At 58.3% G+C, this 24,760-nt stretch carries 24 protein-coding genes; 8 read left to right on the forward strand and 16 right to left on the reverse strand.

Annotated features, from left to right (window positions below; all coding sequences use genetic code 11):
• Positions 1 to 80: 80 nt before the first annotated feature.
• Together B195_RS07390 and cysB are read left to right on the forward strand one after the other, a co-directional pair.
• Positions 81 to 581 (forward strand): universal stress protein, encoded by a 501-nt coding sequence (locus tag B195_RS07390; protein WP_003446842.1) that lies wholly within the window; start codon positions 81 to 83, stop codon positions 579 to 581.
• Positions 582 to 692: 111 nt separating this feature from the next.
• Positions 693 to 1,667, forward strand: coding sequence for an HTH-type transcriptional regulator CysB (cysB, locus tag B195_RS07395; RefSeq protein ID WP_003446844.1), 975 nt, complete (start codon positions 693 to 695; stop codon positions 1,665 to 1,667).
• 48 nt (positions 1,668 to 1,715) lie between these two features.
• Here cysB and B195_RS07400 read toward each other — a convergent pair whose 3' ends face one another.
• Entirely contained in the window at positions 1,716 to 2,852 is a 1,137-nt protein-coding gene (locus tag B195_RS07400) for a catalase family protein (protein WP_003446846.1), read from the reverse strand.
• Positions 2,853 to 2,895: 43 nt separating this feature from the next.
• Positions 2,896 to 4,710 carry a di-heme-cytochrome C peroxidase gene (locus B195_RS07405; RefSeq protein WP_003446847.1) on the reverse strand — a complete coding sequence of 605 codons (1,815 nt, stop codon included), beginning with the start codon at positions 4,708 to 4,710 and terminating at the stop codon, positions 2,896 to 2,898.
• A 278-nt stretch (positions 4,711 to 4,988) separates the two neighbouring features.
• Between B195_RS07405 and B195_RS07410 the strand changes: the two genes are divergently transcribed.
• The 4 genes from B195_RS07410 (at position 4,989) to B195_RS07425 (ending at position 7,295) form a co-directional block, all read left to right on the forward strand.
• Positions 4,989 to 5,708 carry an FKBP-type peptidyl-prolyl cis-trans isomerase gene (locus B195_RS07410; protein ID WP_010656991.1) on the forward strand — a complete coding sequence of 240 codons (720 nt, stop codon included), beginning with the start codon at positions 4,989 to 4,991 and terminating at the stop codon, positions 5,706 to 5,708.
• 415 nt (positions 5,709 to 6,123) lie between these two features.
• Complete coding sequence (locus tag B195_RS07415; RefSeq protein ID WP_003446850.1) at positions 6,124 to 6,483, forward strand: helix-turn-helix transcriptional regulator; 360 nt, start codon at positions 6,124 to 6,126, stop codon at positions 6,481 to 6,483.
• Positions 6,480 to 6,848, forward strand: a complete 369-nt coding sequence (locus B195_RS07420; protein WP_003446852.1) for a hypothetical protein — start codon at positions 6,480 to 6,482, stop codon at positions 6,846 to 6,848. The genes B195_RS07415 and B195_RS07420 overlap by 4 nt, the downstream gene beginning before the upstream one ends.
• Positions 6,849 to 7,295: a tetratricopeptide repeat protein gene (locus tag B195_RS07425; RefSeq protein ID WP_003446854.1), complete on the forward strand. Its 447-nt coding sequence runs from the start codon at positions 6,849 to 6,851 to the stop codon at positions 7,293 to 7,295.
• Between the two features lie 107 nt (positions 7,296 to 7,402).
• On the opposite strand, the gene B195_RS07430 is transcribed toward B195_RS07425, so the two are convergent.
• On the reverse strand, positions 7,403 to 9,484 hold the full coding sequence (locus B195_RS07430) for a carboxy terminal-processing peptidase (RefSeq protein WP_191985167.1): 2,082 nt from the start codon (positions 9,482 to 9,484) through the stop codon (positions 7,403 to 7,405).
• Between the two features lie 139 nt (positions 9,485 to 9,623).
• Here B195_RS07430 and B195_RS07435 point away from each other — a divergent pair, with 139 nt between their 5' ends.
• Positions 9,624 to 10,586 carry an NAD(P)H-quinone oxidoreductase gene (locus B195_RS07435; RefSeq protein ID WP_003446858.1) on the forward strand — a complete coding sequence of 321 codons (963 nt, stop codon included), beginning with the start codon at positions 9,624 to 9,626 and terminating at the stop codon, positions 10,584 to 10,586.
• An 85-nt stretch (positions 10,587 to 10,671) separates the two neighbouring features.
• Here B195_RS07435 and B195_RS07440 read toward each other — a convergent pair whose 3' ends face one another.
• The 6 genes from B195_RS07440 to B195_RS07465 all read right to left on the reverse strand — a co-directional run bounded on the left by B195_RS07440 (position 10,672) and on the right by B195_RS07465 (position 15,960).
• The gene (locus B195_RS07440) at positions 10,672 to 11,325 is read right to left on the reverse strand and encodes an HAD family phosphatase (RefSeq protein ID WP_003446860.1); all 654 of its coding nucleotides are present in this window, start codon (positions 11,323 to 11,325) and stop codon (positions 10,672 to 10,674) included.
• 34 nt (positions 11,326 to 11,359) lie between these two features.
• Positions 11,360 to 12,349 (reverse strand): ABC transporter ATP-binding protein, encoded by a 990-nt coding sequence (locus B195_RS07445; protein ID WP_003446861.1) that lies wholly within the window; start codon positions 12,347 to 12,349, stop codon positions 11,360 to 11,362.
• Positions 12,346 to 13,146, reverse strand: a complete 801-nt coding sequence (locus tag B195_RS07450) for an ABC transporter permease (protein WP_003446863.1) — start codon at positions 13,144 to 13,146, stop codon at positions 12,346 to 12,348. Before B195_RS07450 ends, B195_RS07445 begins: the two co-directional genes overlap by 4 nt.
• Entirely contained in the window at positions 13,133 to 13,969 is an 837-nt protein-coding gene (locus tag B195_RS07455; RefSeq protein WP_003446872.1) for an ABC transporter permease subunit, read from the reverse strand. The genes B195_RS07450 and B195_RS07455 overlap by 14 nt, the downstream gene beginning before the upstream one ends.
• Positions 13,966 to 14,781 carry an alkaline phosphatase family protein gene (locus B195_RS07460; protein ID WP_003446873.1) on the reverse strand — a complete coding sequence of 272 codons (816 nt, stop codon included), beginning with the start codon at positions 14,779 to 14,781 and terminating at the stop codon, positions 13,966 to 13,968. Before B195_RS07460 ends, B195_RS07455 begins: the two co-directional genes overlap by 4 nt.
• A 111-nt stretch (positions 14,782 to 14,892) precedes the next feature.
• Positions 14,893 to 15,960 (reverse strand): ABC transporter substrate-binding protein, encoded by a 1,068-nt coding sequence (locus B195_RS07465; protein ID WP_003446874.1) that lies wholly within the window; start codon positions 15,958 to 15,960, stop codon positions 14,893 to 14,895.
• A gap of 335 nt (positions 15,961 to 16,295) precedes the next feature.
• Between B195_RS07465 and B195_RS07470 the strand changes: the two genes are divergently transcribed.
• A complete protein-coding gene (locus B195_RS07470; protein ID WP_003446875.1) occupies positions 16,296 to 17,015 on the forward strand; it encodes a UTRA domain-containing protein in 720 nt (239 codons plus the stop codon).
• A gap of 756 nt (positions 17,016 to 17,771) precedes the next feature.
• Here the strand turns inward: B195_RS07470 and B195_RS07475 are convergent.
• The 7 genes from B195_RS07475 to minC form a co-directional block, all read right to left on the reverse strand.
• Positions 17,772 to 19,931 (reverse strand): mechanosensitive ion channel family protein, encoded by a 2,160-nt coding sequence (locus tag B195_RS07475; protein WP_003446876.1) that lies wholly within the window; start codon positions 19,929 to 19,931, stop codon positions 17,772 to 17,774.
• A 99-nt stretch (positions 19,932 to 20,030) separates the two neighbouring features.
• Positions 20,031 to 20,222, reverse strand: coding sequence for a hypothetical protein (locus B195_RS07480; RefSeq protein ID WP_003446877.1), 192 nt, complete (start codon positions 20,220 to 20,222; stop codon positions 20,031 to 20,033).
• A 238-nt stretch (positions 20,223 to 20,460) separates the two neighbouring features.
• Positions 20,461 to 21,750, reverse strand: a complete 1,290-nt coding sequence (locus B195_RS07485) for a M18 family aminopeptidase (protein ID WP_003446878.1) — start codon at positions 21,748 to 21,750, stop codon at positions 20,461 to 20,463.
• A 231-nt stretch (positions 21,751 to 21,981) separates the two neighbouring features.
• On the reverse strand, positions 21,982 to 22,617 hold the full coding sequence (locus tag B195_RS07490) for an RluA family pseudouridine synthase (protein WP_003446879.1): 636 nt from the start codon (positions 22,615 to 22,617) through the stop codon (positions 21,982 to 21,984).
• A gap of 90 nt (positions 22,618 to 22,707) precedes the next feature.
• On the reverse strand, positions 22,708 to 22,962 hold the full coding sequence (minE, locus tag B195_RS07495) for a cell division topological specificity factor MinE (protein WP_003446880.1): 255 nt from the start codon (positions 22,960 to 22,962) through the stop codon (positions 22,708 to 22,710).
• Between the two features lie 3 nt (positions 22,963 to 22,965).
• Positions 22,966 to 23,778, reverse strand: a complete 813-nt coding sequence (gene minD, locus B195_RS07500) for a septum site-determining protein MinD (RefSeq protein ID WP_003446882.1) — start codon at positions 23,776 to 23,778, stop codon at positions 22,966 to 22,968.
• A 200-nt stretch (positions 23,779 to 23,978) separates the two neighbouring features.
• Positions 23,979 to 24,716 carry a septum site-determining protein MinC gene (gene minC, locus B195_RS07505; protein ID WP_003446883.1) on the reverse strand — a complete coding sequence of 246 codons (738 nt, stop codon included), beginning with the start codon at positions 24,714 to 24,716 and terminating at the stop codon, positions 23,979 to 23,981.
• Positions 24,717 to 24,760 lie beyond the last annotated feature (44 nt).

Here is a 24,760-nt window from a genome sequence, read left to right on the forward strand (position 1 = left end):
CATCGTGTGGCTCATCGTACTTGTCCGGGCGCTGCTAAGCTGACTCCATCTCGGCCCATTCAGGCAGTCGGGGAGGTCGCATGATTCGCTCGATACTGTATGCCACGGACCTCGGAATTTACGCTCCGGTTGTAATGCAGCATGCATTGGGGCTGGCCCACAGCTTCAATGCCGATTTGTATGTGGTGCATGTGGTTGAGCCCATGGGGCTGTTTGCCGAGTCGGTATTGCAAAGCTATCTCGATGAACAGGCTCTGAACGCACTGCACCAGCAGGGTATCAGCACCATGCTTGGCAATATTGAACACCGGATAGTTGATAGCTTGCGTGACGAATTGGCCGAGAGGCAGCAGGAGCTGGCCTTGATTCGCTCGGTCAAGGTGATTCAGGGGGAGCCTTCGCAAGTCATTCTGGAACAGTCGCAAATGCTTGCAGTGGATCTGCTGATTCTCGGCAGTCATGGCCAGCCATCGGGGGACATTACCCATCTAGGGCGCACAGCTGCCCGGGTTGTCGAGTTGGCGCAGATGCCGGTGTATCTGGTACCGCTGTTGCAGCGTCGCCGTCCCACAGACGGGTGAAGGTGTAGAGCAGAAAATTGATAAAAAAGTTCTAGATTTATTGTTCTTACCTTCCATATAGTTATATATCGCCGCCGATACCCTGGCGCCTATTTGCTTTGAGGGATGCATATGAAGCTTCAACAATTGCGCTACATCTGGGAAGTGGCGCACCACGACCTCAACGTTTCGGCCACCGCGCAGAGCCTTTACACCTCACAGCCGGGTATCAGCAAACAGATCCGCTTGCTTGAAGACGAGTTGGGCGTGGAGGTGTTTGCCCGCAGCGGTAAGCACCTGACCCGCGTGACGCCTGCTGGTGAACGCATCATCACCACCGCCGGCGAGATTTTGCGCAAGGTCGAAAGCATCAAGCAAATTGCCCAGGAATTTTCCAACGAGAAAAAAGGCACCCTGTCGATTGCCACAACCCACACTCAGGCGCGCTATGCATTGCCGCCGGTGATCAGCAATTTCATCAAGCAGTACCCGGATGTTGCCCTGCATATGCATCAGGGTTCGCCAATGCAAATTGCCGAGATGGCCGCCGACGGTACCGTCGACTTTGCAATTGCCACTGAGGCCCTGGAACTGTTCGGCGATCTGGTGATGATGCCTTGCTATCGCTGGAACCGCTGCGTAGTGGTGCCTCAGGGTCACCCGCTGGCCAAGTTGCCAAAGCTGACACTCGAAGCCCTGGCTGAATACCCGATCGTGACCTACGTATTTGGCTTCACCGGTCGTTCCAAACTCGACGAAGCATTCAGCCATCGCGGTTTGACTCCGAAAGTGGTGTTTACCGCCGCGGATGCTGACGTGATCAAAACCTACGTGCGTCTGGGCCTGGGTGTAGGCATCGTGGCCAAAATGGCCGTGGATGCCAATCTCGACAAGGATCTGGTGGTACTGGATGCCAGCGAACTGTTTGAGTCCAGCATCACCAAAATCGGCTTCCGCCGTGGTACGTTCCTGCGCGGTTTCATGTGCGACTTTATTGAAAAATTCGCGCCGCACCTGACCCGCGAAGTGATGGCCAAAGCCATCCAGTGCCACAACAAACAGGAACTGGAAGACCTGTTTGAAGGCGTTGAACTGCCGGTGCACTAAGACTGGCTGTAGCCGCTGCCCTGGCAGCGGCTACAGGCCCCCCCGATTTTATTGCTCTGCGTTGCGCGTGTGCCGGTACTGGCTCACGGCGTCATAGACCGCCTTGCGCAGGCGGTTGATGCCGCCAATCGGCCGATGTTCTTCAATGCCATGCCAGGGGCTGAAGGACAGGTTGTCACAGGCCAGATTCTGCGCTGGCGTGTCGAAGTCCTGGGCAGGCACCTTGATCCTGGCCACCGTTTCGAAAGGTGCGTCTGACTCTTTCCATTCAATGCTGGTGTCTTCGATCGGCATGAAGCGGTTGGCATTCTGGCGCTGGATTTGCAGCACGAAACACGCCGGCACCCGGTCTGTGGACAACTGCTGGCTCAAGGCATTGCGCAGGAAGTTGGGCAGCTTCTGATTTTGCTCCGCCAGGGTGTAGGCCGGGCAGCTGTCAGGATCAGGTGCCACGCGGTATTTGGCATTGGCGCTGCCGAACTTGTAAGGCGAAACCGAAAAGTAGGTTGTTTGCGTCGGGCTGGCCGGGGCAGGCGCCAGGGTGGCCAGCGCGATAAACAAGTGACGGACTTGCCAGCTGCGCGGGTCCCATGAAGGGAAGAATGCCATAGCCTTCTGACCATCGGCCTGGGCAGCTATGTTCTGACGATACTCGGCGACGTCGCTGACGAAGAAATTGGCATGGTTAAACATCACAAAGTCTTGTTCGGCCCGACCCTGCTGGCCGGGTAATAACTGAGCCCCCGGAACGTCCTGCAACTTGATCGCCATGCCCCGCGCATCGCGGATGCTGTCGAATTGCGGGTAAGCGTTGCCGTTGGACAGACGCATTACGGCTTGCCAGGTATGACCCGGGGTGGCAAATACCCCTTGGCGCAATGCCGGCTCCAGGTCATCCAGTACCTGTACTTGCGCCTTGACGCAGCCATGGGCCTTGGCGTGGGCATCACGCAAATACCGGGTGTTCTCGCGGTGCTGGTCGACGATCTTGATCGCCGTGCGGATGGTGTCCTGAGTCATCGCCGCTTCACCAGCCGGGATCTGCTCCTGGGCCGCCACCGGGCCACGGTGCTGCCAGGCAAACCAGCCGGTGGCCAATGCCCAGCCGAGCAGTCCCAGGGTTATTACAATCAGCAGCAGCTTGCCCAGCCAGGAGCCGAGGCGAAGCCAGAGTGCGGTCAACATGCAGATATCCTTTTAGCAAAATCCTGGGGGCGTTGAAGGCCCTTCATTCGTTGGGTAACTGTTGTTCGAGCGGGCCACCGAGTACTTTCAGGTACTCCAGCAATGCCCAGCGCTCCTGGGGTTGCAGCAGGCGGCCGATCACCCCGTTACCACGGGGGCCGGCGCGGAACTCGTGACCGCTGTTGTGGTTGCCACTGATGCGGGTATCGAGCACAAATCCGCCGTCAAAGGCTTCCGTGCGATAGCCCAGGTGGCGGGGGTCGTACTCGAAACTGCCGCGATAGAAGGTTTCGGCGCGCTCTGACTGTGGCGAAAGCAACTGATACACCGTAGGCACCGAGCCATTGTGCAGGAACGGCGCCGTGGCCCAGATCCCGTCCAGCGGCCGTGCCTTGTAGGCGCGCAGTTCCATCACCCCGATCGGCAGGCCAAAGCCATTCAGACGGTCCTGTTCCTGCGGGCCGATGCCGGCCTCTTGGTAGGCATGTTTTTCAACAAAGGCGGTGACATAGGCCAGGCCTTTGGCCACCGACAGTTTGCCCAGGTCCAGAGGCGCATCGCTCTTGGGATACAGGTCCACATTCATGCTGGCCAGCTCGGCCGGGTCCCATTGCAGGGCGCGCAGGTCGTAACGATTGTCGGCGATGTTGTTGGCGGTATTGGGGTCGGTACCTATCACTTCTACAGGCAGCATTTTCAGTTGCTTGACCAGCCGGCCGTTCTCTTCAACTACGGCAGGCACATGGCAGCCGGCGCAATTTTCAGTGAACAGCGCACGCCCTTTGGCCGCCAGGGGGCGATCAATGGCGCCGAACAGTTCTTCGGGCCAGACCGGGGGCTTGAGCCTTTGCAGGGTTTGTTCGATCAGGTGCAAGTCTTGAACCCGCACACTCGATGGATAACGCGCATCGCCCTGCAGGGATTGGCCGTGGTCATCAAAGAAGTTCAGGGTCGCGCCGACCCCCAGCGCTTCGCCGATATTACGTGCCATCGGTTGCTTGGCCGAGCCGTTCCACTGTACCCAGTCGAACGTCCACATGTCCCACAGGTGCGGGTAGTCCACTGGGGCGTTGGCCACCCGGTAGTTGTCGGGTGAAATCGCATCGCCGAAGCTGGCATTGGCAATCCGGCCGAAGGCATCGGTACGGCCCGGCCCCTCCAGGGTTGGATAGAGTCCGCGATGGGTGTCATTCCAGGCCACGGCCAGGAAGTTATCCAGCGACACCTTGAAGTCTTTGCGCAGTTGTTGGTGCTGCGCTGGGTACTGATCGCCCAGAACCTTGCGGGCGAAGCGCTCGAATTTCCATGGGTTGTAGTAGGTGGCTGCGAGGCTGGCGACCAGCGCCTGGCCGAAGCTGCCGCCACGCAGGGTCGGAACGCTGGAGGGCAATACGTGTTGTGCGGGGGCACCATCGATGCGCAGGGCCTGGCCTTTGAAGCGCAGTTCACCGGTATGGCAGGCGGCGCAGGTGATATCCAGATATTGCACCTTGCTGCCCGGGTTTTGATGGCGGGTGAAACCCACTGGCAAGTTGCCGGGATTGGCGGCACTGGCTTGCTGTTGGGGATCGATCAAAAATCCGAAGCGGGCCAGATATTCGGGCGCGGCGAACGATTGTTTGGAAAAGGGCAGTTCAAGGGCGCTGAACCAGTCGTAATGCAGGCCTTTAACTTGCGTGCCCTGGGGCGTGTAGTAATAGGCTTGCCGGTCAGCCGGGCTCCATTGATCGAGGAAATGCAGCTGCTGCGGGGCTTGGTAGGCAGGTAGTTTCGGGTTGGCGATGAAGTAAAGCACCAGGCCCAGACACAGCGCCAGTGCCACGAACAGCACTAGCAGAACACGGTAAAACAAACGCACAGTAACGCTCCTTGTAAAATTTTTCACAGTCTTATGCCTGAGCTGCTGTCTGGCAGCAAGCAGCCATGTAATCTCATGCCTATGATATGAGCGAGGTTTACAGCTCCTCTGATATGTAAGTAAAAGATACGGGAAATATGAATTGTGCCCGGACAGAGCTCAGGCCGTGAACTTATCCACGATTAGGCCCTCTCATGCCGGTAGCCATTGGTCGCGGCCGCCTGATAAGCTCGCGGCTTTACTCGATTGCCCATTTGGCGCATGAACAAGGAAAAAGCATGAAACAGCATAGGTTGGCGGCAGCTGTGGCCCTGGTAAGCCTGGTACTGGCGGGTTGTGATTCGCAGACCAGCGTAGAGCTGAAAACCCCGGCGCAAAAAGCCTCTTACGGCATCGGCCTGAACATGGGCAAAAGCCTGGCTCAAGAAGGCATGGACGATCTGGATTCCAAGGCAGTAGCCCTGGGTATCGAAGACGCCGTCGGCAAGAAAGATCAAAAGCTTAAAGATGACGAACTGATCGAAGCGTTTGCAGCCCTGCAAAAACGTGCGGAAGAACGTCTGACCAAAATGAGTGAAGAAGCCTCTACTGCAGGCAAAAAATTCCTGGAAGAAAATGGCAAGAAAGCCGGTGTTGTAACTACCGCTTCGGGCCTGCAATACGAAGTGATCAAAAAAGCCGACGGCCCACAGCCTAAAGCTACCGACGTAGTGACTGTTCACTACGAAGGCAAGCTGATCGACGGCAAGGTTTTCGACAGCTCGGTTGAGCGTGGCAGCCCGATTGATCTGCCAGTGAGTGGCGTGATTCCGGGTTGGGTTGAAGGTCTGCAACTGATGCATGTTGGCGAGAAGTACAAGCTGTACATTCCTAGCGAGCTGGCTTACGGCGCGCAAAGCCCGAGCCCGGCGATCCCGGCCAACTCGGTGCTGGTATTCGATCTGGAACTGCTGGGTATCAAAGACCCTGCAAAGCCTGAGCAAAACGCAGCCCAGTAATCTGCTTTTGCCCGCACAACGCCCCGTCTCGACGGGGCGTTGTCGTTTCTGCAGTGCCATTGGCGATCCATGCCGGCCTGATCAGTCAGCGACAAAATGTCCCAGATGCTTGCTGGCTAGTGGTTGCTGACCGCCAAGTCAATGAATTTATGGGATTTTTTATGTGTGTAAAAAATGCCCGATCTGAGCGCAGCCCTTATAGAACGTGGCTTTCAGCCGTGAAAATCAGCTCTGTTCACAAGGTTATCCACAATTTGTGTGGATAACATTTGCCGGCTATCCCCAGGTTTGCGCCTGTCTTGCATGAATTCGCTCCTCCAGATCAAAAACCCCAGAGACCTTGGCGGCTGTTAGGATTAAGCTTCTAAGGAAAGTTCCGACTCGATTTACAAAGAAGTCTGACGGGGTTTGGTAAATGGATGTCCAAGTAATCAAGCTTAATGGCGAACCTGAATACGCAGTCCTGCCATGGGCAAGCTATCAGGCGCTACTCAAAGCCGCAGGTCTCGATGATCAGGCGGCCCCCCCTACGGCACTACAAACACCTGAGACTGAATCACAGCCACCTGAACCTGATCAGGTGTTGCCCGGGCTCGATCAGTTGCGTGGTCTTCGCGAAAGCAAGGGCCTGGCCCTTGAAGTCCTGGCCCGCACTGTAGGCATTAGCCCTTCCTATCTGGTAATGATTGAAACCGGTGAGCGTCTGCCTGATCTCGCCATTCGTCGCAGCTTGGCCTGGGAGATGGGTGTTCCGGGCTGGAGGGAAACATCATGAATGTACGCATCAGTCGTCAACACTGGGATGGGTTACTGGCTGAGCTTGATAAAGCACGTCAACAACGCCACTTGCTGACTTACCGTGCATTGCTGGAGCGTTTGCAGTTACCGAGCCCGGCGATGTTGACGCTGACTGCCGCCCTTGAACATCTGGCGGCAATGGATGCCAAGGCTGATCAGCCGTTACGCAGTTCACTGGTGATCAGCCAGGGTGCCAGTCGTTTGCCCCGCACCGGTTTTTTTGAGTGCGTGGAGCGCCTGGGTCGCTTTGCCGGGCCGCCGGATGGTGTTGCTGCCGCGTCGTGGCACGCGTCTGAAGTGGTTCGAGTGTTTGAATACACTTACGAACATGAGGAGGCCTGAGTGCTAGGTCGGCTCAAGGCACGTCTGGGCTACGGGGTTGCCCGCAAGTTGTTCCACCAGTCCTGGTGTGTGCGTCAGCCGCGCATCTGGGGCTGGATGGAGGGGCAGTTTGCACGGATGTCCAACCTGGGGGATACCGGGGCTCAAAGCTTCTATGGCCATATCCTGGCTTTTCGCGGCCAGGGGCTGGGGGCTCGAGAGGAGGGCGTGCGCTTGTTGCGCCTGGCGGCTCAGGGCGGTGATGCCAAGGCGGCGTACCAGTTAGGGGTGTTCAGCCTGGCGGGTACCACCGTTAACCGCCCGGATGCATCAGAAGCGGCGCGCTGGTGGGCGATGGCGGCCAAGGCCGGGCATCCACTGGCCACCCTTAAACTGGCTGAGTTGTATCAGCGGGGTGGGCCTGGTTTGTTGCCTGATCCGCAACTGGCCAGGCACTACCAGCCTTAGGGTATATTTTTGCCAATAAAAAGGGCGGGCCGTGTTATGCGGTCCGCCCTTTTTACATCGTTGTCCCCGCCCTGCAGGAGCTCGCTCCTGCAGGTGTGTGGCGGGTTTTATTTCTTGGCTACCTGCGAGCTGAGCTTGAGGTAGTCCAGCAGAATCCGCCCGGTCTCACTCAGGTAGGCGTCGTCTTCCGGTTTGGTCTTTTCAGGTTCAACCGGCAGTGCATCTTCGTCTTCTTTCTTCATTTCCTTGAGTGGCGCTTCGCCTTTGGCCTTGCGACGGGCGTTCTCCATCACCAGCTGCTTGGCATCGATATCGGCGTGCTGGGCACGACGTTCGGCTTCGTTCAGGCTGACGGTTTTCTCGGCCATCAATTTATCGGCCAGAGCCAGCTTGTCGCGAATGAAGATGAACTCGGCATCTTTGGCCACCCGTGCATCGTGCTCGGCTTTGAGCTGATCAATGTAGGGTTTGAACGGGTCAACAGCCGGCTTGATGGCAGGACGAATGGTGTCCCACGGCATCGCTTCAGGCAGAGCGCTTTCGCCAATTTCCTTGGTGTCGATTATCGACGGGAAGGCCACGTCAGGCAGTACCCCCTGATGCTGGGTGCTCTGGCCGGAAACCCGGTAGAACTTGGCCAGGGTCAGTTTCAGCTCGCCATGGTTCAGCGGCTGGATGGTTTGCACCGTCCCTTTGCCGAACGTTTGACCGCCGATAATCAGCGCACGATGGTAGTCCTGCATGGCACCGGCGAAAATCTCCGAGGCCGAAGCCGACAGGCGATTGACCAGCAACGCCATCGGGCCTTTGTAGAAGGCGCCCGGATTTTCGTCTTCAAGGACGTCCACCTTGCCGTCGGCATTACGCACCAGCACCGTTGGCCCTTTGTCGATAAACAGGCTGGTCAGCTCGGTAGCTTCCTGCAGCGAACCACCGCCGTTGTTGCGCAGGTCGATGATCACGCCATCGACTTTTTCTTTCTGCAACTCGGTCAGCAGTTTTTTAACGTCGCGGGTGGTGCTCTTGTAGTTCGGGTCGCCCGCACGGAAGGCTTTGAAGTCCAGGTAGAAGGCTGGAATTTCAATGACCCCCAGCTTGTAGTTCTTGCCATCCTGCTTGAGGTTCAGGATCGACTTTTTCGCCGCCTGCTCTTCAAGTTTCACCGCTTCACGGGTAATGGACACAATCTTGCTGGTCTGGTCATTTGGCGCGTTGCTCGCCGGAATCACTTCCAGGCGGACCACGGAGCCTTTAGGGCCACGAATCAGTTTGACCACTTCGTCCAGGCGCCAGCCAATGACGTCGACCATCTCTTTATCGCCTTGGGCGACACCGATGATCTTGTCGGCCGGAGCCACCTGCTTGGTTTTGTCGGCAGGGCCCGCGGGCACCAGACGCACGATTTTCACCTGGTCGTTATCGCTCTGCAACACGGCGCCAATGCCTTCCAGCGACAGGCTCATGTTGATGTCGAAGTTTTCCGCGTTATCCGGTGACAGATAGTTGGTGTGCGGATCGTAAGACATGGCGAAGGTGTTGATGTAGGCCTGGAAGATGTCTTCACTGCGGGTCTGATCCAGGCGCGACAGCTGGTTCTTGTAGCGCTTGGTCAGCAGTTCCTGAATTTTCGCAGGCTCTTTGCCGGCGATCTTCAGGCGCAGGACTTCGTCCTTGATGCGTTTGCGCCACAGGTCATCGAGCTCGGCTTCGGTCTTGAGCCATGGAGCGTCCTTGCGGTCGATCTGCAAGGTTTCCTTGGCGTTGAAGTCGAACGAATCAACACCCTTGTTCAGCTCGGCAAGTGCGAAGTCCAGACGCGATTTAACACGATCCAGGTAGCGCTTGTAGATGATGAAGCCGGGGTTCAGGTCGCCGCTTTTGAGGAAGTCGTCAAACTGGAATTTCCATTTGTCGAACTCGGTAATATCGCTGGCCAGGAAGTAACTGCGTGAAAGGTCGAGCAGTTTCAGATAGCTGTCATAGATAATCGCGGAACGCGCATCATCCAGAGGCGGCTTGCTGTAATGATGGCGTTTGAGCAGCTCAACGACGTTAAGACTGGCAATTACCTCATCACGATCGGGCTGAAGGTTATCCCAACTGTTAGCGGCGAACGTATTGGCCGAAAACGGCAATACGCCCAGGCCAATGAATAGGGCAAGTGCGGTGCTAGGGAATAAATGCTTCATGCTGATTCGACGCGGGGGCAATTGATAACGCATATTAGGCCGTCTTTGAAGTCGCCGGTTCCGTTAAGGACCGGCCGCATAATGCAAGAAGCCCGGTGCAACAGCGCCGGGCTCAGTCCAGACTCACTATGGAGGCACTGTGAAAGCATTGCAAGGCGTTGAAGGTCAAGTGAAGTGGGTTGAAGAGCCAAGCCCCACCTGTGATGTAGGGCAAATTCGGATTCGCGTGGCGGCAGCGGGCCTCAATCGGGCCGACTTGCTGCAAAGCGCGGGGATGTATCCGCCGCCGCCTGGCGCCAGTCAGTTTCTGGGCCTTGAGTGTTCGGGGGTGGTCAGTGAAGTTGGCCCCGGTTCTTCGTGGCAAGTCGGTGACCGGGTTTGTGCCCTGTTGGCCGGCGGCGGCATGGCCCAGGAAGTGGTCGTGGATGCCCGTCACGCCCTGCCGGTGCCTGAAGGATTGTCACTGGCGCAGGCGGCAGCATTGCCTGAGGTGTACAGCACTGCGTGGCTGAACCTGTTTCAACTGGCGGGTCTCAAGCCGGGAGAGAAAGTGTTATTGCACGCCGGTGCGAGTGGTGTTGGTTCAGCGGCCATTCAGCTGTGCAAGGCGTTTGGCAGCCCGTGCTGGGTGAGCGTCGGTTCCGCTGAGCGACTGGCCTACTGCGAGGCGCTGGGAGCCCAGGGCGGTGTGCTTCGGGCCGATGGGCTTGAGGGGTTGAAAGCCTTTGGGCCGTTCGATGTGGTACTGGACCCGGTGGGTGCCAACTACGCCGAATCCAACCTCAAACTGCTGGCCCTGGACGGACGCTGGGTGCTGATCGGTTTGATGGGCGGTCGCAAGGCCGAGCTGGATCTGGCCCTGGTGCTGGGCAAACGTATCCAGTTGCTGGGTTCGACCCTGCGCACTCGAGACGATCAGTTCAAGGCTGACTTGCTCAGCGATCTGAACCAGCAGGTATGGCCATTGTTTAGCGAAGGTCGTCTAAGCCCGCAATTGGCCAGGGCTTACCCGATGGAAGAGGCCCAGCAGGCGTATGCCGAATTGGCCAGCAATCAGGTATCGGGCAAACTGGTGGTGGTCATTGACCCGAGTCTGATCTAAACCGCCTTTTCTTCTCTGCAGGAGCGAGCTGCTCAAAACGCCCACGAAGAGCTCGTGGGCACGCTCGCTCCGGCAGGAGGGAAGGTTATTTCCAGTGATGGACCGGCCACCCGGCCTCTTCTGCATGTGCCCGTAGCACCGGGTCGGGGTTGACCGCGTGCGGGTGATCGACCTTGAGCAACAGCGGCAAGTCGTTGCGTGAATCGGAGTAGAAGCTCGCGCCTTCGAGGTTTTCTTCTTCGGCGTCCAGCCATTCAAGCAAGCGGGTGATCTTGCCTTCGCGGTAAGTCAGGGTGCCCAGGGTTTTGCCCGTATAGATGCCACCCTTTACTTCAAGCTCGATCCCGAGCACTTCATCGATTCCCAGCCGCTCGGCAATGGGTTTGACCAGGTGTGTGCCCGAGGCCGAGATCACCAGAATCCGGTCACCGGCCTTGCGATGTGCAGCAATGGTTTTAGTTGCGTCGCTGAAGATGATCGGCTCGATGTAGTCCTCAACCCAGGGCCCGACCAAGTGCGCGACTTCTTCGGGAGTGCGACCTATCAACGGCTCCAGGCTAAAGTCCATGAAGTCCTCCATCGCCAGTTTGCCCTGGCCATAGGCCTCCATCAGTTGGTTGTTGCGCTGCATGAACGACTGCGGATCGACCCATCCCAGGCGGCCCATCTGCTCGCTCCACAAGGTGGCGCAGTCGCCGTGAATCAGGGTTTCGTCCAGATCAAAAATTGCCAGGGCCATCAGCGCAACTCTCTCTTCAAAGTGTTTAAAGGCATCAGGCTACCTCACAAAGGGTGCTGCTATCGATGGACAATGCCACGCGCTGACCATCCGGATACAGATCTGCGGGAGAGCGGTTGAGCACGTCAACGATCAATTCCACGCCGCGGACCTCTACGCGATAGCGAATCACATTGCCCAACAGGCTGTGGTTGCGGATAAGGGTGTCTGCCTCGCCTTGCAGGCTCAGGCCCAGGGTTTCCGGGCGTATGGCGATGCGGCTGTTGACCGGACGCTGCAGCAGGCGGCTGGCAGTGTCGGCGTCCAGCAGGTTGTAGTTGCCGATAAACCCGGCGGCGAATACATCCACCGGCGCGGCGTACAGGGTTTGCGCATTGCCGCTCTGCACAATGCGCCCCTGGTTCATCAAAAAGATGCGGTCACTCATGACCAGCGCTTCTTCCTGGTCGTGGGTGACGAAAATGGTGGTCAGTCCCAGCTCGCGCTGAATGTTGCGGATCTGCTCACGCAGGTGCTTGCGAATACGTGCGTCCAGCGCCGACAGCGGCTCATCCAGCAGCAATAGGCGAGGGCGGGTGACCAGCGAGCGGGCCAGGGCCACACGCTGGCACTGGCCGCCTGACAGCTGATGGGGATAGCGCTTGGCGAAGTCATTGAGCTCCACCAGTTGCAACACCTCGGCCACGCGTTTGTGGCTGTCATCGGGTTTGACTTTTTGCATGCGCAAGCCAAACGCCACGTTTTGCTCGACGGTCATGTTGGGGAACAGGGCATAACTCTGGAACACCATGCCGATCCCGCGCTTTTGCGGGCTCAGCGGCACAATGTCCTCGCCATCGAGGAGGATCCGGCCGCCGTCCACCGGGGTAAGCCCGGCGATGCAGCGCAGCAGCGTGGACTTGCCGCAGCCCGAGGGGCCGAGCAGGGTGACGAACTCGCCTTTGGCGATGCTGCAATTGATATCGCTGAAGACCGGGGTGCCGGAATAGGATTTCTGCAGGTGTTCAACGCTGACGAAGCTCATTGGCTTTTGTCCTTGTTCAGGAAGGTGGCAACCCAGGTCAGCACCAGTACAAAGAGGAAGTAGGAGATCACCAGCGCACTGGTGAAGTGACCACTGCTGTTACGCATGTTGTTCAGGAACACCTGCAGGGTTTCGTAGCGGGTGCCCACCAGAATATTGGCAAACACAAACTCGCCGAACAGGAACGAGAACGACAGCAGCAGGGCCACCATCAGGCCTTTACGCAAGTTGGGCAGAACCACCAGGAAGGCGGCCTGCCAGGTGCTGGCGCCGAGCAGTTGGGCGGCATCCATCAGGTCGCGCAGATTAATCGCCTGCAGGTTGTTGGTGATTGCCCGGTACATGAACGGCAGCGCCACGGTGAAGTAGCAGCCAATCAGAATCCACGGCGTACCGACCATGGCGAGCGGGCCCGAGCCATAGAGTTGCAGCAGGCCCACCGATGACACCACCGGTGGTACGGCGAAGGGCAGCAGGATCAGGATGTTCATCAGCGCGTCGAGTTTGGGGAAGTGGTAATGCACCACAAACAGCAACGGCAAAATCAGGATCACCGACAGCACCAGCGCTGCCACGCATACCAGCAGTGACTGGCCGAAGGCCGCCAGAAAACGCGGATCGCCCCATAGCTGGTTGTACCACTTGAAGGTGAAACCGCTGGGCAATACGGTCGCCGACCAACTGCTGGCGATGGAGTAAATCAGGGTGCCGGCCAGCGGCAGGATCAGAATGAGCAGCAGCACATACACCACGCTGCGGTGGTAAAGGCTGGCCGGGGCGGATTCAGCGCGCGACATGGTAGCTCCTCTTTAACAGCCACTGATGCACCAGGGTTACCAGAGTCATCAACCCCACCAGAATCACCGCCAGGGCGCTGGCCATGTTGGGATCAAGGCTGATGTCGCCCGAGACCATTGCCGCAATCCGGATTGGCAATACGTTGAAGTTGCCGGTGGTCAGGGCGTAGACCGTGGCATAGGCGCCAAGGGCGTTGGCCAGCAGAATGACAAAGGTGCCGAGCAGGGCCGGAGTCAGTACCGGCAGGCCGATATGCCGCCAGAATTGCCAGCTGCTGGCGCCCAGCAATGAAGCCGATTCGCGCCAGTCTTCGCGCAGGGCATCAAACGCCGGATACAGCAGCAATACGCCGAGGGGGATCTGGAAATAGGTGTACAGAATGATCAGGCCGGTTTTGGAATAGAGGTTGAAATCCTCGATGATCCCCGCCTGTTTGAGCATGATCGTTATGCTGCCGTTGAAGCCCAGCAAAATGATGAATGCGAAAGCCAGCGGCACCCCTGAAAAGTTGCTGGTCATGTTGGCGAATGCGTTGACGAAGTTGCGCAGCCGCGAGTCCACCTTGCGCAGCGAGTAACTGCCCAGAACGGCGATCACGATGCCGAACAGGCTGGACCAGAAACTGATTTCCAGACTGTGCTGGATGGCTTGCAAGTAGAACTTCGAGTTGAAAATCTTGTTGAAGTTGGCCAGGCCCCAGCCGCTGTCCTGCGATTGCACGCTGTGAATCAGTACCCACAGCAGCGGAGCGATTTGAAATACGAAAAAAAATACTGCGAAGGGTACCAAGCACAACAGCGCCAGCCATTTACCCCGGCTCATGTTGTGGGCCTCAGCAAGTCGCGGCAGACCGGTTTGTCATGGGCAACCCCCAGCAGTTCGCAGATGGTGCCGCACAGCTCTGTCTGCCCGGGCGTGACATCCGGGTTCAGGCTGAACGCCTCGCCGAGCACGAACAGCGGTACCTCCCGCTCTTCGGGCAAGATACCGTTGTGCGAGCGGTCGTTGTTCATGCCATGGTCGGCGGTGACCAGTACCTGATAGCCGGCCTCAAGCCAGTCTTGCAGGTAGTCGGCCAGAATGATGTCGGCCGAGCGGGCACTGTTGCGGTATTGCGGGGTGTCGAGACCGTGCTTGTGCCCGGCGTCGTCGATATTCATGGGGTGGACCAGCAGAAAATTCGGTGAACACTCAAGACGCAGGCTTTCAGCGTCGGCGAACAGGTGGGAGTCGGGGTAATGGTCGCTCCAGTAGAAATGCCCGTGCTGGATCGGCAAATCGGCGCCCCGGGTATGACGGTCGCGCGCGATCACGAAGGGCGAGCGGTTATACAGTTCACTGACCCAGTGATAGGCCGCCGCTGCGGTGGTCAGTCCGCCTTCACGGGCGTAATGGAACACGCTGCGTTGACTGGACAGGCGCGACACATTGTTGTGCACGATGCCGCTTGCAATGGGTGGCACCCCGGTGAGGATGCACTCATAGAGCGGCCGCGACAGAGCAGGAAGTTCGCAGGTGAGTTTATAAAGGGCGGCGCGTCCTGCCCCGACATAGGCCTGTAAATGCCCCATGGCCAGGCGGGCGACCTCATAGTTCAGGCCGTCGAGTACAACCAGGATGACGTTGTGCTTCATGTACGACGACTCCACAAAACCTGTAGGAGCGAGCTTGCTCGCGAGCTTTACGTTGTTGCGTTGAAAGAGCTCGTGAGCAAGCTCGCTCCTGCACAGATCAAAGCTGCAGGGTTACTGCATATTGATAATGACTTCTTCCTGCCACTGCTGTGGCAGCGCCTTGGAGGTTTTTTCCCATGCGGCGGGGTCTTTGATCGGAGTCACGGTTTTGTACTGCTCGTTAGGCAGCAACTTGGCCTGGACCTCAGCCGGCAGCTTCAGGTGCTCGGCGCGAATCGGCCGTGCATTGCCCCGCGCCAGATTGGTCTGGCCGGCATCGCTGAAAATGAATTCCCGGGTCAGCTTGGCGGCATTCGGATGCTTGGCGTACTTGTTGATGATGGTGGTGTAGCCGGAAATCACCGAGCCATCAGAAGGGATCAGCACAATGTAGTCATCCGGCTTGACCATCTTGTCGCGGTAGCTCAGGCCGTTGAAGTCCCAGACCACGCCCACTTCCACTTCGCCTTTTTCCATGGTGGCGATGGTCGGGTTGGCCAGCGACAGGCGACCTTGCTTGGCAATGTCGGCAAACATCAGCAAGGCAGGCTGAATGTTTTTTTCATCCCCGCCGTTGGCCAGGGCTGCCGCCAGTACACCGTTTGCCGCCTGGGCTGCGGTGCTGACGTCACCGATGGAGACTTTGTATTTGCCGGTCTTCAGGTCGGACCACTTGGTGGGGGCTTCGGAGCCATGCAGCAGTTTTTTGTTGATGATGAACGCGATGGTGCCGGTATACGCCAGGGCCCAGTTGCCGTCCTTGTCCTTGGCCCACTCGGGGATCTGCTCCCAGGTAGTCGGCTTGTACGGCTGGGTCACGCCCTTGGCCACGGCAATGGGGCCGAAGGCAGCACCGACGTCACCGATATCGGCGCTGGCATTGTCTTTTTCAGCATCGAACTTGGCCACTTCCTGGGCCGAACTCATGTCGGTGTCGATGTGCTTGAGGCCATACAGCTTGTTCAGGTCAGCCCAAGTGCCTTTCCAGTTGGCCCAGTCATCGGGCATGCCGACACTGTTGACTGCCCCTTCGGCCCTGGCAGCGGCTTCGAGGGTTTTCAAGTCCACATCGCCAGCCATGGCCGAAGTGCATAGGGCGATGCTGGTGCCTAACAGTGATGCCAGGAAAAACTGTTTCATCCGAAGCTCCTTGGGCGTTTTCAACGCTGGGTTTTATTGCTCTTTTGCGGTGGGTTGGTCTAGGTCAGCAATACCTGAGCCAAGTTAAGGGGCAGTCATGACACTTTGATGTCGGCATTGATTGTGCAACTCGATTTAATGACCCTTCCTGAGGCACCGGCTTAGCGTAGACCATGGCTAAAGCCCCGGATGGTATGGCCTTGGCGGATAAACTGAAGGTGAGTGTCATCCAACAGTCATCTGCACTGCCTAGGCTGCTAGCTTCAAGAGTTGATGGTTTCGCAGGCCAAGCCTGCCCACATTTGGTGCTGGACTAGTCCAGATAGGTAACATTGATGCGAGAGGGTGCACCCAAAGCGGTGACAGCGATCGGCCGCGCGCTGCAAGAGCAAATTGAACACGGCCTGCTGGCGTGTGGCAGCCAGCTGCCGGCGGAGCGCAAACTCAGTGAGTTGTTTGCCACCACCCGGGTCACCGTGCGCGAGGCGTTGTTACAGCTCGAATCCCAGGGCCTGGTCTATCGTGAGGAACGGCGTGGCTGGTTTGTGTCGCCGCCGCGCCTGGCCTACAACCTTATGCAGCGCAGTCACTTTCACGCCATGGTCAGTGCCCAGGGCAGGGTGCCGACCACCGAGGTGATTTCGGCGCGTTTGCAGCCGGCTTCTGCTGCGGTGTGTGAGCGCCTGCAACTGCCGGCGCTGTCCAGCGTGATCCGCATATGTCGGGGGCGGCGGATTGATGGTCGCCTGGTGCTGTATGTAGAGCACTACCTGAACCCGCAATACTTCCCGCAGATCCTGGCGTATGACCTCACGCAGTCGATCACCGAGCTGTATGCCCGGCACTACGACTTGCATTACGGTCGGGTGCGATTTGAGATAGTGCCCACCGCATTGCCGCTGGAAGCTGCGGCCACGCTCAAAGTATCTGCGGGCAGTCCGGGCCTGAGAATTGCCCGGATCAATTACGACCAGCACGAGCGTCTGATCGACTGCGATCTGGAGTACTGGCGACATGATGCAATTCATATCGGAGTGGACGTCGCCGAACGTTGAACCCCGAATGAGCTTGCCTTGCGATGGCAACCGCTGAATCCCATCGCTGGCAAGCCAGCTCCCACAGGATCTGCAAGCGACACCCCGCACTCTGCAGGAGCGAGCGTGCCTCGCGATGGCATTCGCTGGATTTCATCGCTGGCAAGCCAGCTCCCACAGGATCTGCAAGCGACGCCCCGCACTCTGTAGGAGCGAGCTTGTCTCGCGATGGCATTCGCTGAATCCCATCCCTGGCAAGCCAGCTCCCACAGGAGCTACAAGCGACACCCCGCACTCTGCAGGAGCGAGCTTGTCTCGCGATGGCATTCGCTGGATTCCATCGCTGGCAAGCCAGCTCCCACAGGATCTGCAAGCGACGCCCCGCACTTTGTAGGAGCGAGCTTGCCTTGCGATGGCAACCGCTGAATCCCATCGCTGGCAAGCCTGCTCCCACAGGCGTCTGCAAGCGACGCCCCGCACTCTGCAGGAGCGAGCTTGCCTCGCGATGGCATTCGCTGGATTCCATCGCTGGCAAGCCAGCTCCCACAGGATCTGCAAGCGACGCCCCGCACTTTGTAGGAGCGAGCTTGCCTTGCGATGGCATCTGCTGAATCCCATCGCTGGCAAGCCAGCTCCCACAGGAGTTACAAGCGACACCCCGCACTTTGTAGGAGCGAGCTTGCCTCGCGATGGCAACCGCTGGATTCCATCGCTGGCAAGCCAGCTCCTACAGGGTCTACAAGCGAGCGTCGACCGGTTACCGGGTTGGTGTATGGATCAATCCTTCTGCAATATGCCGCTGCCGGCCGTCACCACCTGTACGCTCAGGCGCGGTGTGGCCAGGTCCAGTCCGGCTTCGTCCAGATGGCGTTTGAGTGACAGGTTGAACGCCCGCGACACTTCCCATTGCTTGATCGGCGCAGTCTTGAAGCGGGCGCGCAAAATCGCGCTGCCCGATTCAAAACTTTCAACCCCCTGAATCTCAAGCGGCGACCAGATGTTGCGGCGCTGCAGCGGATCGGTGCGCATCTTTTGCCCGACCTCGCGCATCAGCTTGATCGCATCGTCGATTTCCATGTTGTAGGGGATCGCCACACGGAAGATCGCGTAGCCGAATTCACGGGAGTAGTTCTTGATGCTTTTGATTTCGCTGAACGGAATGGTGTGCACGATGCCGTCGATGTCCCGCAGGCGCACGGTACGGATCGTCAGGCCTTCAACCGTACCCAGATGCCCGCCGACATCCACGTAATCGTCGATGGCCAGCGAGTCCTCGATGATGATGAACAGACCGGTAATCAGGTCGGCTACCAGTGACTGTGCACCGAAACCAATGGCCAGACCGATCACACCCGCACCAGCCAGCAGGGGGGTGACGTTCATGCCCATGTTGGCCAGGGCGACGATCAGGGCAATGATGGCAATTGTCGCAAACAGAACGTTGCGGATCAGCGGCATCATGGTTTGCGCACGCGCATTGGCCAGGCCTTTGCGTGAGCGGGTCAGGGCATGGTGGATCGCGGTGTCGGAGAGAATCCAGATCAGCCAGGCAAACAGTAACGTGCCGGCAAGGCCGAACAGTTTGACGCTGATCTCATGTCCTTCACCTTCGGTAAAGCTGATCAGTGACAAACCCCACACCCGCAGTCCCAGCTCGATGAAGACCAGCCACACCACCAGATGCGCCAGGGTGTAGATGAAGCTTTTCAGGCGCTCGGAATACAGTGCGTGGCGTTTGTGCCCGCGCTGGGGCCTTTGCGAATGCCGTCGTACCAGCCCGTTGATGACCATGCACAACACCACCAGCACCGTGCAGATCAGTGACTGGCGCAGTGCGGTACTGGTATCGCCTGCTGACAGAAAGGTCGCGAACAGAGAAATGCCTACCAGGATCAGCGCCGCGATATACCAGTAAGTACCGAGTATCTCGATGCTGTCGCTCAAGGCGCGCCGGGTCAGGCGCCGGGACAATGGCTGATTGCGGATCAAGTGGGCAATGGGCCGGCGGAAACGGATGATGAACAAACCGGTGGACAGTGCCGCCATCACATTGGCAAAGGTGGCGGCCGTGTGGGCCAGGTGCACGCCGAGGGTGGCCACCAGTCGCGGGTCGCTCAGGGCTTCGCCAAAGGCCGCGAAGCTGCCGATCCACCACAGCGGGCGAAAGGCCTGATGCCGCAGAATATGCAAGGCGCGATGGCGGTGCGGTCCGTCCAGCAGCGAGAAGGCGATGACGCAAATGGCCGAGAAGCAGGTGCCGATCACCAGTGCGTAGGCCAGCACCATGGCCAGGTCTTTACCCAGCGAAGACGGCAGGGCGTAACTGCCGTAAACCGTGATCACCAGCGCCACCAGCCACGGCCCCAGTTTGCGCAGGGCAAAGCGCAGCATGTCCACAGCCTTGGGATGTTGCGGCAGTTCTTCGCTCAGGCCAAAACGCAGGCGTACGCGGTGGCTGACCCAGATCAGCAGGGCTGCCAGCAGGCTCCAGACCATGATGATCAAGGCGAAGGCAAAAATGATCGGCAGCCACTGACTTGCCGGCAGCATCAAGGCCACCAGTTCGTCCTTGGCCAGGCCAATTTCCCTGGACCAGCGAGAGGTGGGGCTGTCTGCGCCCGAGAACTGTTTTTCAAGGTCGGAAAGGGTGCTGCCGATCAGGCCCAGAACGCCGATTTCAGCTTCGGGCTGGGCTTTTTTTGTGGCGTCGCGCAGTTTTTTCAGGTCAGTCAGCAACTTGCTGCGCTGCTGGTCGTTTTCGAGATTTTTGATCACCTCGTCCAGCGACTGGCCCAGCGGCTCGGTCGGTTGCGCCTGGGTTTTATCTGAACTGCCGAGCAGGCTGGTGATGCCGGCGGCCTGGGCCGAAGACATGGGCAGCAGGGTCAGCAAGCAGACAAGCAGGCAATAGGGCAGGGCTAAAAGACGAAGAAACACTGGGCGATCAACCTCGAGGGGTGCGGATTTGCCGAGTGTACGCTAGGGCCCGCAATCATTCATTTGTATAAATCAGTGATCGCGGATCCAGGGTGAAAGTCAGAGCGAGGATTCGTTGAGCTTGGCCACAATCTTGAAGATGATAGTGCCGAAAATCAGCAGCATGCCGCACCAGATCATCAATACGCCGACGCCGCTGGGCCGGTCACGGAGGGTGAAGCCAATGGTCAGCAACAGCATGCCGCAGACAATTGGAATCATCATGGAGTGAAACGCGGACAGCTCAATCATGGGTAATGACCTGAAGGAATTAATGCCCATGAGTCTAGGTCGCTTTCCCGGAAAGTGCGGTGACATATATCAAAAATGAATCAACTGCCCCAGGGTGCATGATGCTCACATCAGTAAACCCTGCCTTTGTAGGCGCGAGCTTGTCTGGCGATGATGGTTTACGAGAATACGTGCTTACAGGTTAAACACGTCGCTCTCGAGATCATCGCCAGACAAGCCCGCTCCTGCGGGGCAGTTCTTATGGCAGTTGGTTGCTGGCGTAAAACGCGCTCAACACTTTGACCAGGTGTGCCAGGTCATGGCTGCCCGCCAGTTCGCGAATGGAGTGCATGGCGAATGTCGGCAGGCCGATGTCCACGGTGCGAACACCCAAATGGCTGGCGGTAATCGGGCCAATGGTCGAGCCGCAGCCCATGTCGCTGCGCACTACGAAACTTTGTACCGGCACTTCTTCGGCCATGCACAGATGACGGAAGAACCCGGCTGTCTCGCTGTTGGTGGCGTAGCGCTGGTTGCTGTTGACCTTGATCACCGGTCCGGCATTCAGTTTCGGGCCGTGGTTGGCATCGTGTTTGTCGGCGTAGTTCGGGTGCACGCCGTGGGCGTTGTCAGCCGAAACCAGCAGCGATTTCTGAATGGTGCGTACGTACTCGTCACCTTCAGGCAGCAGGCGCTGGAGGATTTGTTCCAGCATCGGACCGTCGGCACCGCAGGCCGAACACGAGCCGACTTCTTCGTGGTCGTTGGCCACAAACAGGCAGCTTTCTTCGGTTTCGGTGTTGAGCAGGGCTTGCAGGCCTGCGTAGCACGACAGCAGGTTGTCCAGGCGTGCACCGGCAATGAAATCGCCGTTGAGGCCGATGACTGCAGCACTTTGGGTGTCGTAGAAACTCAGCTCGTAATCCAGCACCACGTCAGCGTTCAGGCCGTGCTCGCGGGCCAGTTGATCAGTGAGCAGGGCGCGGAAGTCTGCGCGCTCATCCCCTGCAACCTGGGCCAGAATCGGCGGCAGTTCGGTCTGCGGGTTGATCGCCCAGCCTTCGTTGGCGGTGCGATTAAGATGGATGGCCAGGTTGGGGATGGTGGCGATAGGCGCGCGGAAGTCGATCAGCTGGCTTTCGACCTTGCCATCGCGGCGGAAGGTGACGCGCCCGGCCAACGACAGGTCGCGGTCGAACCAGGGGGCCAGCAAGGCACCGCCGTAGACTTCGACGCCCAGTTGCCAGAAGCCCTGGCGCTGTAATTCCGGTTGTGGCTTGACCCGCAGGCACGGGCTGTCTGTGTGTGCACCCACCATGCGGATGCCACCTTGCAGGGGCGAGTGGCGACCCAGCTTGAAAGCAACAATGGAAGAGTCATTGCGGGTGACGTAATAGCGACCGTTGGCTTCGGTGAACCAGGTTTCGCGTTCGTCGAGGCGCTGATAACCGGCGGCCTCCAGACGCTGAACAAGACTGGCAGTGGCATGGAACGGGGTAGGGGAGGCCTTCAGAAAGTCGATCAGGCCTTGGTTCAACTCTTCGCGCATAAGTTACTCCAGACAGCAAGGCCGCGAGTTTAGCGCATTGATCAGAAGATTTGTTGCTGTGTAAAAACCTGCGCGGGGCTCTTTGGGCGCAGGCCTGGGTGTGATGGCGTTACCTTGTTTTTAGGCAGGACGCGCCGCCTGAATCGCTGGCAAGCCAGCTCCCGCAATGAGTTGCTTTTGGTAGGCCGACACCACCTGTGGGAGCCGGCTTGCCGGCGATTGCATCATCGGTCAGAAAGGTGCCGGGCACTCAAAGCGCAGGCGCTCGCCCGTTTGCGGGTGGGTGAAGCTGAGCATGCTGGCGTGCAGACACAGGCGCGGCCAGGCTGCCAGCGCCTGGGGGTGGGCGTACAGTCCGTCGCCCAGCAACGGGTGGCCGATAGACAGCATATGCACGCGCAACTGGTGCGAGCGACCGGTGATCGGCGTCAGTTCAACCCGGCAGTAGTCGCCGCATCGCTCCAGCACTTTCCAGAAAGTCAGGGCGTTTTTGCCGAACTCGTGGTCGACCACATGCCGGGGTTTGGTCGGCGGGTCGTAACGCAATGGCAAGTCAATGCTGCCGCTGTCCAGTTCGGGCTGACCCCAGGCCAGCGCGGTGTAGGCTTTTTCGGTTTCGCGGTCGTGAAACTGTCGCGACAACTCGCGATGGGTATCGGCATCACGGGCCAGCAAAATGATCCCCGAGGTTTCCCAGTCCAGGCGATGGACGATGCGCGCCTCGGGATAGCCGTTCTCTTGCAGGCGGGTGATCAGACAGTCTTTGTTGTCTTCAGCCCGGCCTGGCACGGAAAGCAGCAGGGTCGGCTTGTTGACGACCAGAACGCCAGCGTCCTGATGGATAATGTGGATGTTCGACAACGGCATTAAAACAGCCTCTTAACAAACGCCAACGGCGACCTGGATGTTTCCCTTTGCAGAGAAACTTCCAGGTCGCCGTGGTTTCAGCCGGATTGATTAACGATCTGGCAGCGTGATGTTGAGTTCCAGAATCGAGCAGCTGCCCTGGTTTTCCAGCGCAACCTGTACTTGATCGGACTCGATATTGACGTACTTGCGGATTACTTCCACCAGCTCTTTTTGCAGAGCCGGCAAGTAGTCCGGGGTGCTGCGTTGGCCGCGTTCGTGCGCCACGATGATCTGTAGACGCTCTTTCGCGACCGACGCGGTACTTACCTTTTTGTTGGCACGAAAGAAGTCAAAAATATTCATTGCTTAGTTGCCTCCAAACAGGCGCTCGAAGAATCCCTTCTTCTGTGCATCGAGGAACCGATGCTCCACGGTTTTGCCCAGCAAGCGATCAACTGCGTCGCCGTAGGCCTGTCCGGCGTCACTCTGATCATCGAGGATCACGGGCACGCCCTGGTTGGATGCCTTGAGTACTGCCTGGGATTCGGGAATGACACCGAGCAGGGTCACGGCCAGAATTTCTTTGACGTCTTCAACACCGAGCATTTCGCCTTTGCTTACACGCTCAGGGTTGTAGCGGGTCAGCAGCAGGTGTTCCTTGATCGGCTCTTCGCCCAGTTCGGCGCGGCGCGACTTGCTCGCCAGAAGGCCCAGCATGCGGTCGGAGTCACGCACCGAGGATACTTCCGGGTTAGTCACGACAATCGCTTCATCGGCGAAGTACATGGCCAGGTGAGCACCGGTTTCGATACCTGCAGGTGAGTCGCAGACCACGTACTCGAAGGTCTCTTTAAGTTCCATAAGAACTTTTTCGACGCCTTCCTTGGTCAGGGCATCCTTGTCGCGTGTCTGGCTGGCAGCCAGCACGTACAGGTTTTCCAGACGCTTGTCTTTGATCAGGGCCTGTTGCAGGTTGGCTTCGCCGTTGACTACGTTAACGAAGTCATACACCACGCGGCGCTCACAACCCATGATCAGGTCGAGGTTACGCAGGCCGACGTCGAAGTCGACGATCACTGTTTTGTGGCCGCGCAGAGCGAGGCCGGTACCGATAGCGGCGCTGGTGGTGGTCTTACCCACACCACCCTTGCCGGATGTAACCACTAGAATCTTGGCCAAGGTGTTTCACCCCTAAGGAAAAAGGACTTTTTAGCCCCTGAATAACATCTCTGTACACGACGGCAGGTGAGCAGCCCTGGTGGGTCATCTTTGCGGGTCAGGCTTACACAGCATAAGCACTGCCTGAGTATTGATTTCCTACAAGGTTGAGTCTGAGTTCCTACGCTTTGGAGATGCTTGGAAAATGGCGAGAGTATCCGTTAAAGACGGGTGATGTTCAACATGTCACTTGACAGACTGATTTGCACCCCTGAACCCCACAAAGGGTCGCGACGCAAATCTTCCGAAACCTTGTACTTGCCGGCAATGGACACCAGCTCGGCGCTCAGTTGCTGGCAAAAAATCCGTGCCTTGGTGTTGCCTTTATGTCCGGCCAGCGCACGACCGCGCATTGGCCCGTAAACATGGATGTTGCCATCGGCCATAAGTTCCGCACCGGGGCTGACTGAAGCGATGACTACCAGGTCACAGCCTTCTGCATAAACGGTCTGGCCGCCGCGTACCGGGCTGGTGATGATCTTGGTCGGCTTGATCACGGGTTCAGGCGGTTTTTCGGGTTTCTTCGGCTCTACGACTTCGACCGGGTCGATCGGTCGCTCACGGGCGCCTGAAGGCGGCAAGACCGGCAGGTCGATGGCGATGGCTGCGGCAATGTCTTCGATGCGGCTGGCCCGAATGGCCAGGGTGCGCAGGCCATGCTGGCGACACACGCGCATCAGCCCGGGCAAATCGATCGCACCTTCACCGGCTGGCAGTTTGTCCAGGGCCAGCACCAGTGGGGTGTTGCTGAAAAAATTCGGCGCTTGAGCCACTTTGGCTGCCAGTTGGCGATCAAGGGCTTCAAGGTTGTTCTTGGCCAGTTCCAGCACCGTAATGGCGAGCATACTGCCCTTTAGCTGGAACACAGGGGCTTGGTCTAGCGATTCGGTTGGGCTCATGGTCTGTTTAACGCGGCTTGTAACTTAAAGTGCTGAGACTTATA

The organism is Pseudomonas sp. Lz4W (assembly GCF_000346225.2).
Lineage (GTDB): Bacteria > Pseudomonadota > Gammaproteobacteria > Pseudomonadales > Pseudomonadaceae > Aquipseudomonas > Aquipseudomonas paraversuta.

Bases quoted from the DNA above. Each gene is read 5' to 3' on its own strand.
- B195_RS07390 (WP_003446842.1), top strand. From the start codon at position 81: ATGATTCGCTCGATACTGTATGCCACGGACCTCGGAATTTACGCTCCG.
- cysB (WP_003446844.1), top strand. From the start codon at position 693: ATGAAGCTTCAACAATTGCGCTACATCTGGGAAGTGGCGCACCACGAC.
- B195_RS07400 (WP_003446846.1), bottom strand. From the start codon at position 2,852: ATGTTGACCGCACTCTGGCTTCGCCTCGGCTCCTGGCTGGGCAAGCTG.
- B195_RS07410 (WP_010656991.1), top strand. From the start codon at position 4,989: ATGAAACAGCATAGGTTGGCGGCAGCTGTGGCCCTGGTAAGCCTGGTA.
- B195_RS07415 (WP_003446850.1), top strand. From the start codon at position 6,124: ATGGATGTCCAAGTAATCAAGCTTAATGGCGAACCTGAATACGCAGTC.
- B195_RS07420 (WP_003446852.1), top strand. From the start codon at position 6,480: ATGAATGTACGCATCAGTCGTCAACACTGGGATGGGTTACTGGCTGAG.
- B195_RS07430 (WP_191985167.1), bottom strand. From the start codon at position 9,484: ATGAAGCATTTATTCCCTAGCACCGCACTTGCCCTATTCATTGGCCTG.
- B195_RS07440 (WP_003446860.1), bottom strand. From the start codon at position 11,325: ATGGCCCTGGCAATTTTTGATCTGGACGAAACCCTGATTCACGGCGAC.
- B195_RS07445 (WP_003446861.1), bottom strand. From the start codon at position 12,349: ATGAGCTTCGTCAGCGTTGAACACCTGCAGAAATCCTATTCCGGCACC.
- B195_RS07450 (WP_003446863.1), bottom strand. From the start codon at position 13,146: ATGTCGCGCGCTGAATCCGCCCCGGCCAGCCTTTACCACCGCAGCGTG.
- B195_RS07455 (WP_003446872.1), bottom strand. From the start codon at position 13,969: ATGAGCCGGGGTAAATGGCTGGCGCTGTTGTGCTTGGTACCCTTCGCA.
- B195_RS07460 (WP_003446873.1), bottom strand. From the start codon at position 14,781: ATGAAGCACAACGTCATCCTGGTTGTACTCGACGGCCTGAACTATGAG.
- B195_RS07465 (WP_003446874.1), bottom strand. From the start codon at position 15,960: ATGAAACAGTTTTTCCTGGCATCACTGTTAGGCACCAGCATCGCCCTA.
- B195_RS07470 (WP_003446875.1), top strand. From the start codon at position 16,296: ATGCGAGAGGGTGCACCCAAAGCGGTGACAGCGATCGGCCGCGCGCTG.
- B195_RS07480 (WP_003446877.1), bottom strand. From the start codon at position 20,222: ATGATTGAGCTGTCCGCGTTTCACTCCATGATGATTCCAATTGTCTGC.
- B195_RS07485 (WP_003446878.1), bottom strand. From the start codon at position 21,750: ATGCGCGAAGAGTTGAACCAAGGCCTGATCGACTTTCTGAAGGCCTCC.
- B195_RS07490 (WP_003446879.1), bottom strand. From the start codon at position 22,617: ATGCCGTTGTCGAACATCCACATTATCCATCAGGACGCTGGCGTTCTG.
- minE (WP_003446880.1), bottom strand. From the start codon at position 22,962: ATGAATATTTTTGACTTCTTTCGTGCCAACAAAAAGGTAAGTACCGCG.
- minC (WP_003446883.1), bottom strand. From the start codon at position 24,716: ATGAGCCCAACCGAATCGCTAGACCAAGCCCCTGTGTTCCAGCTAAAG.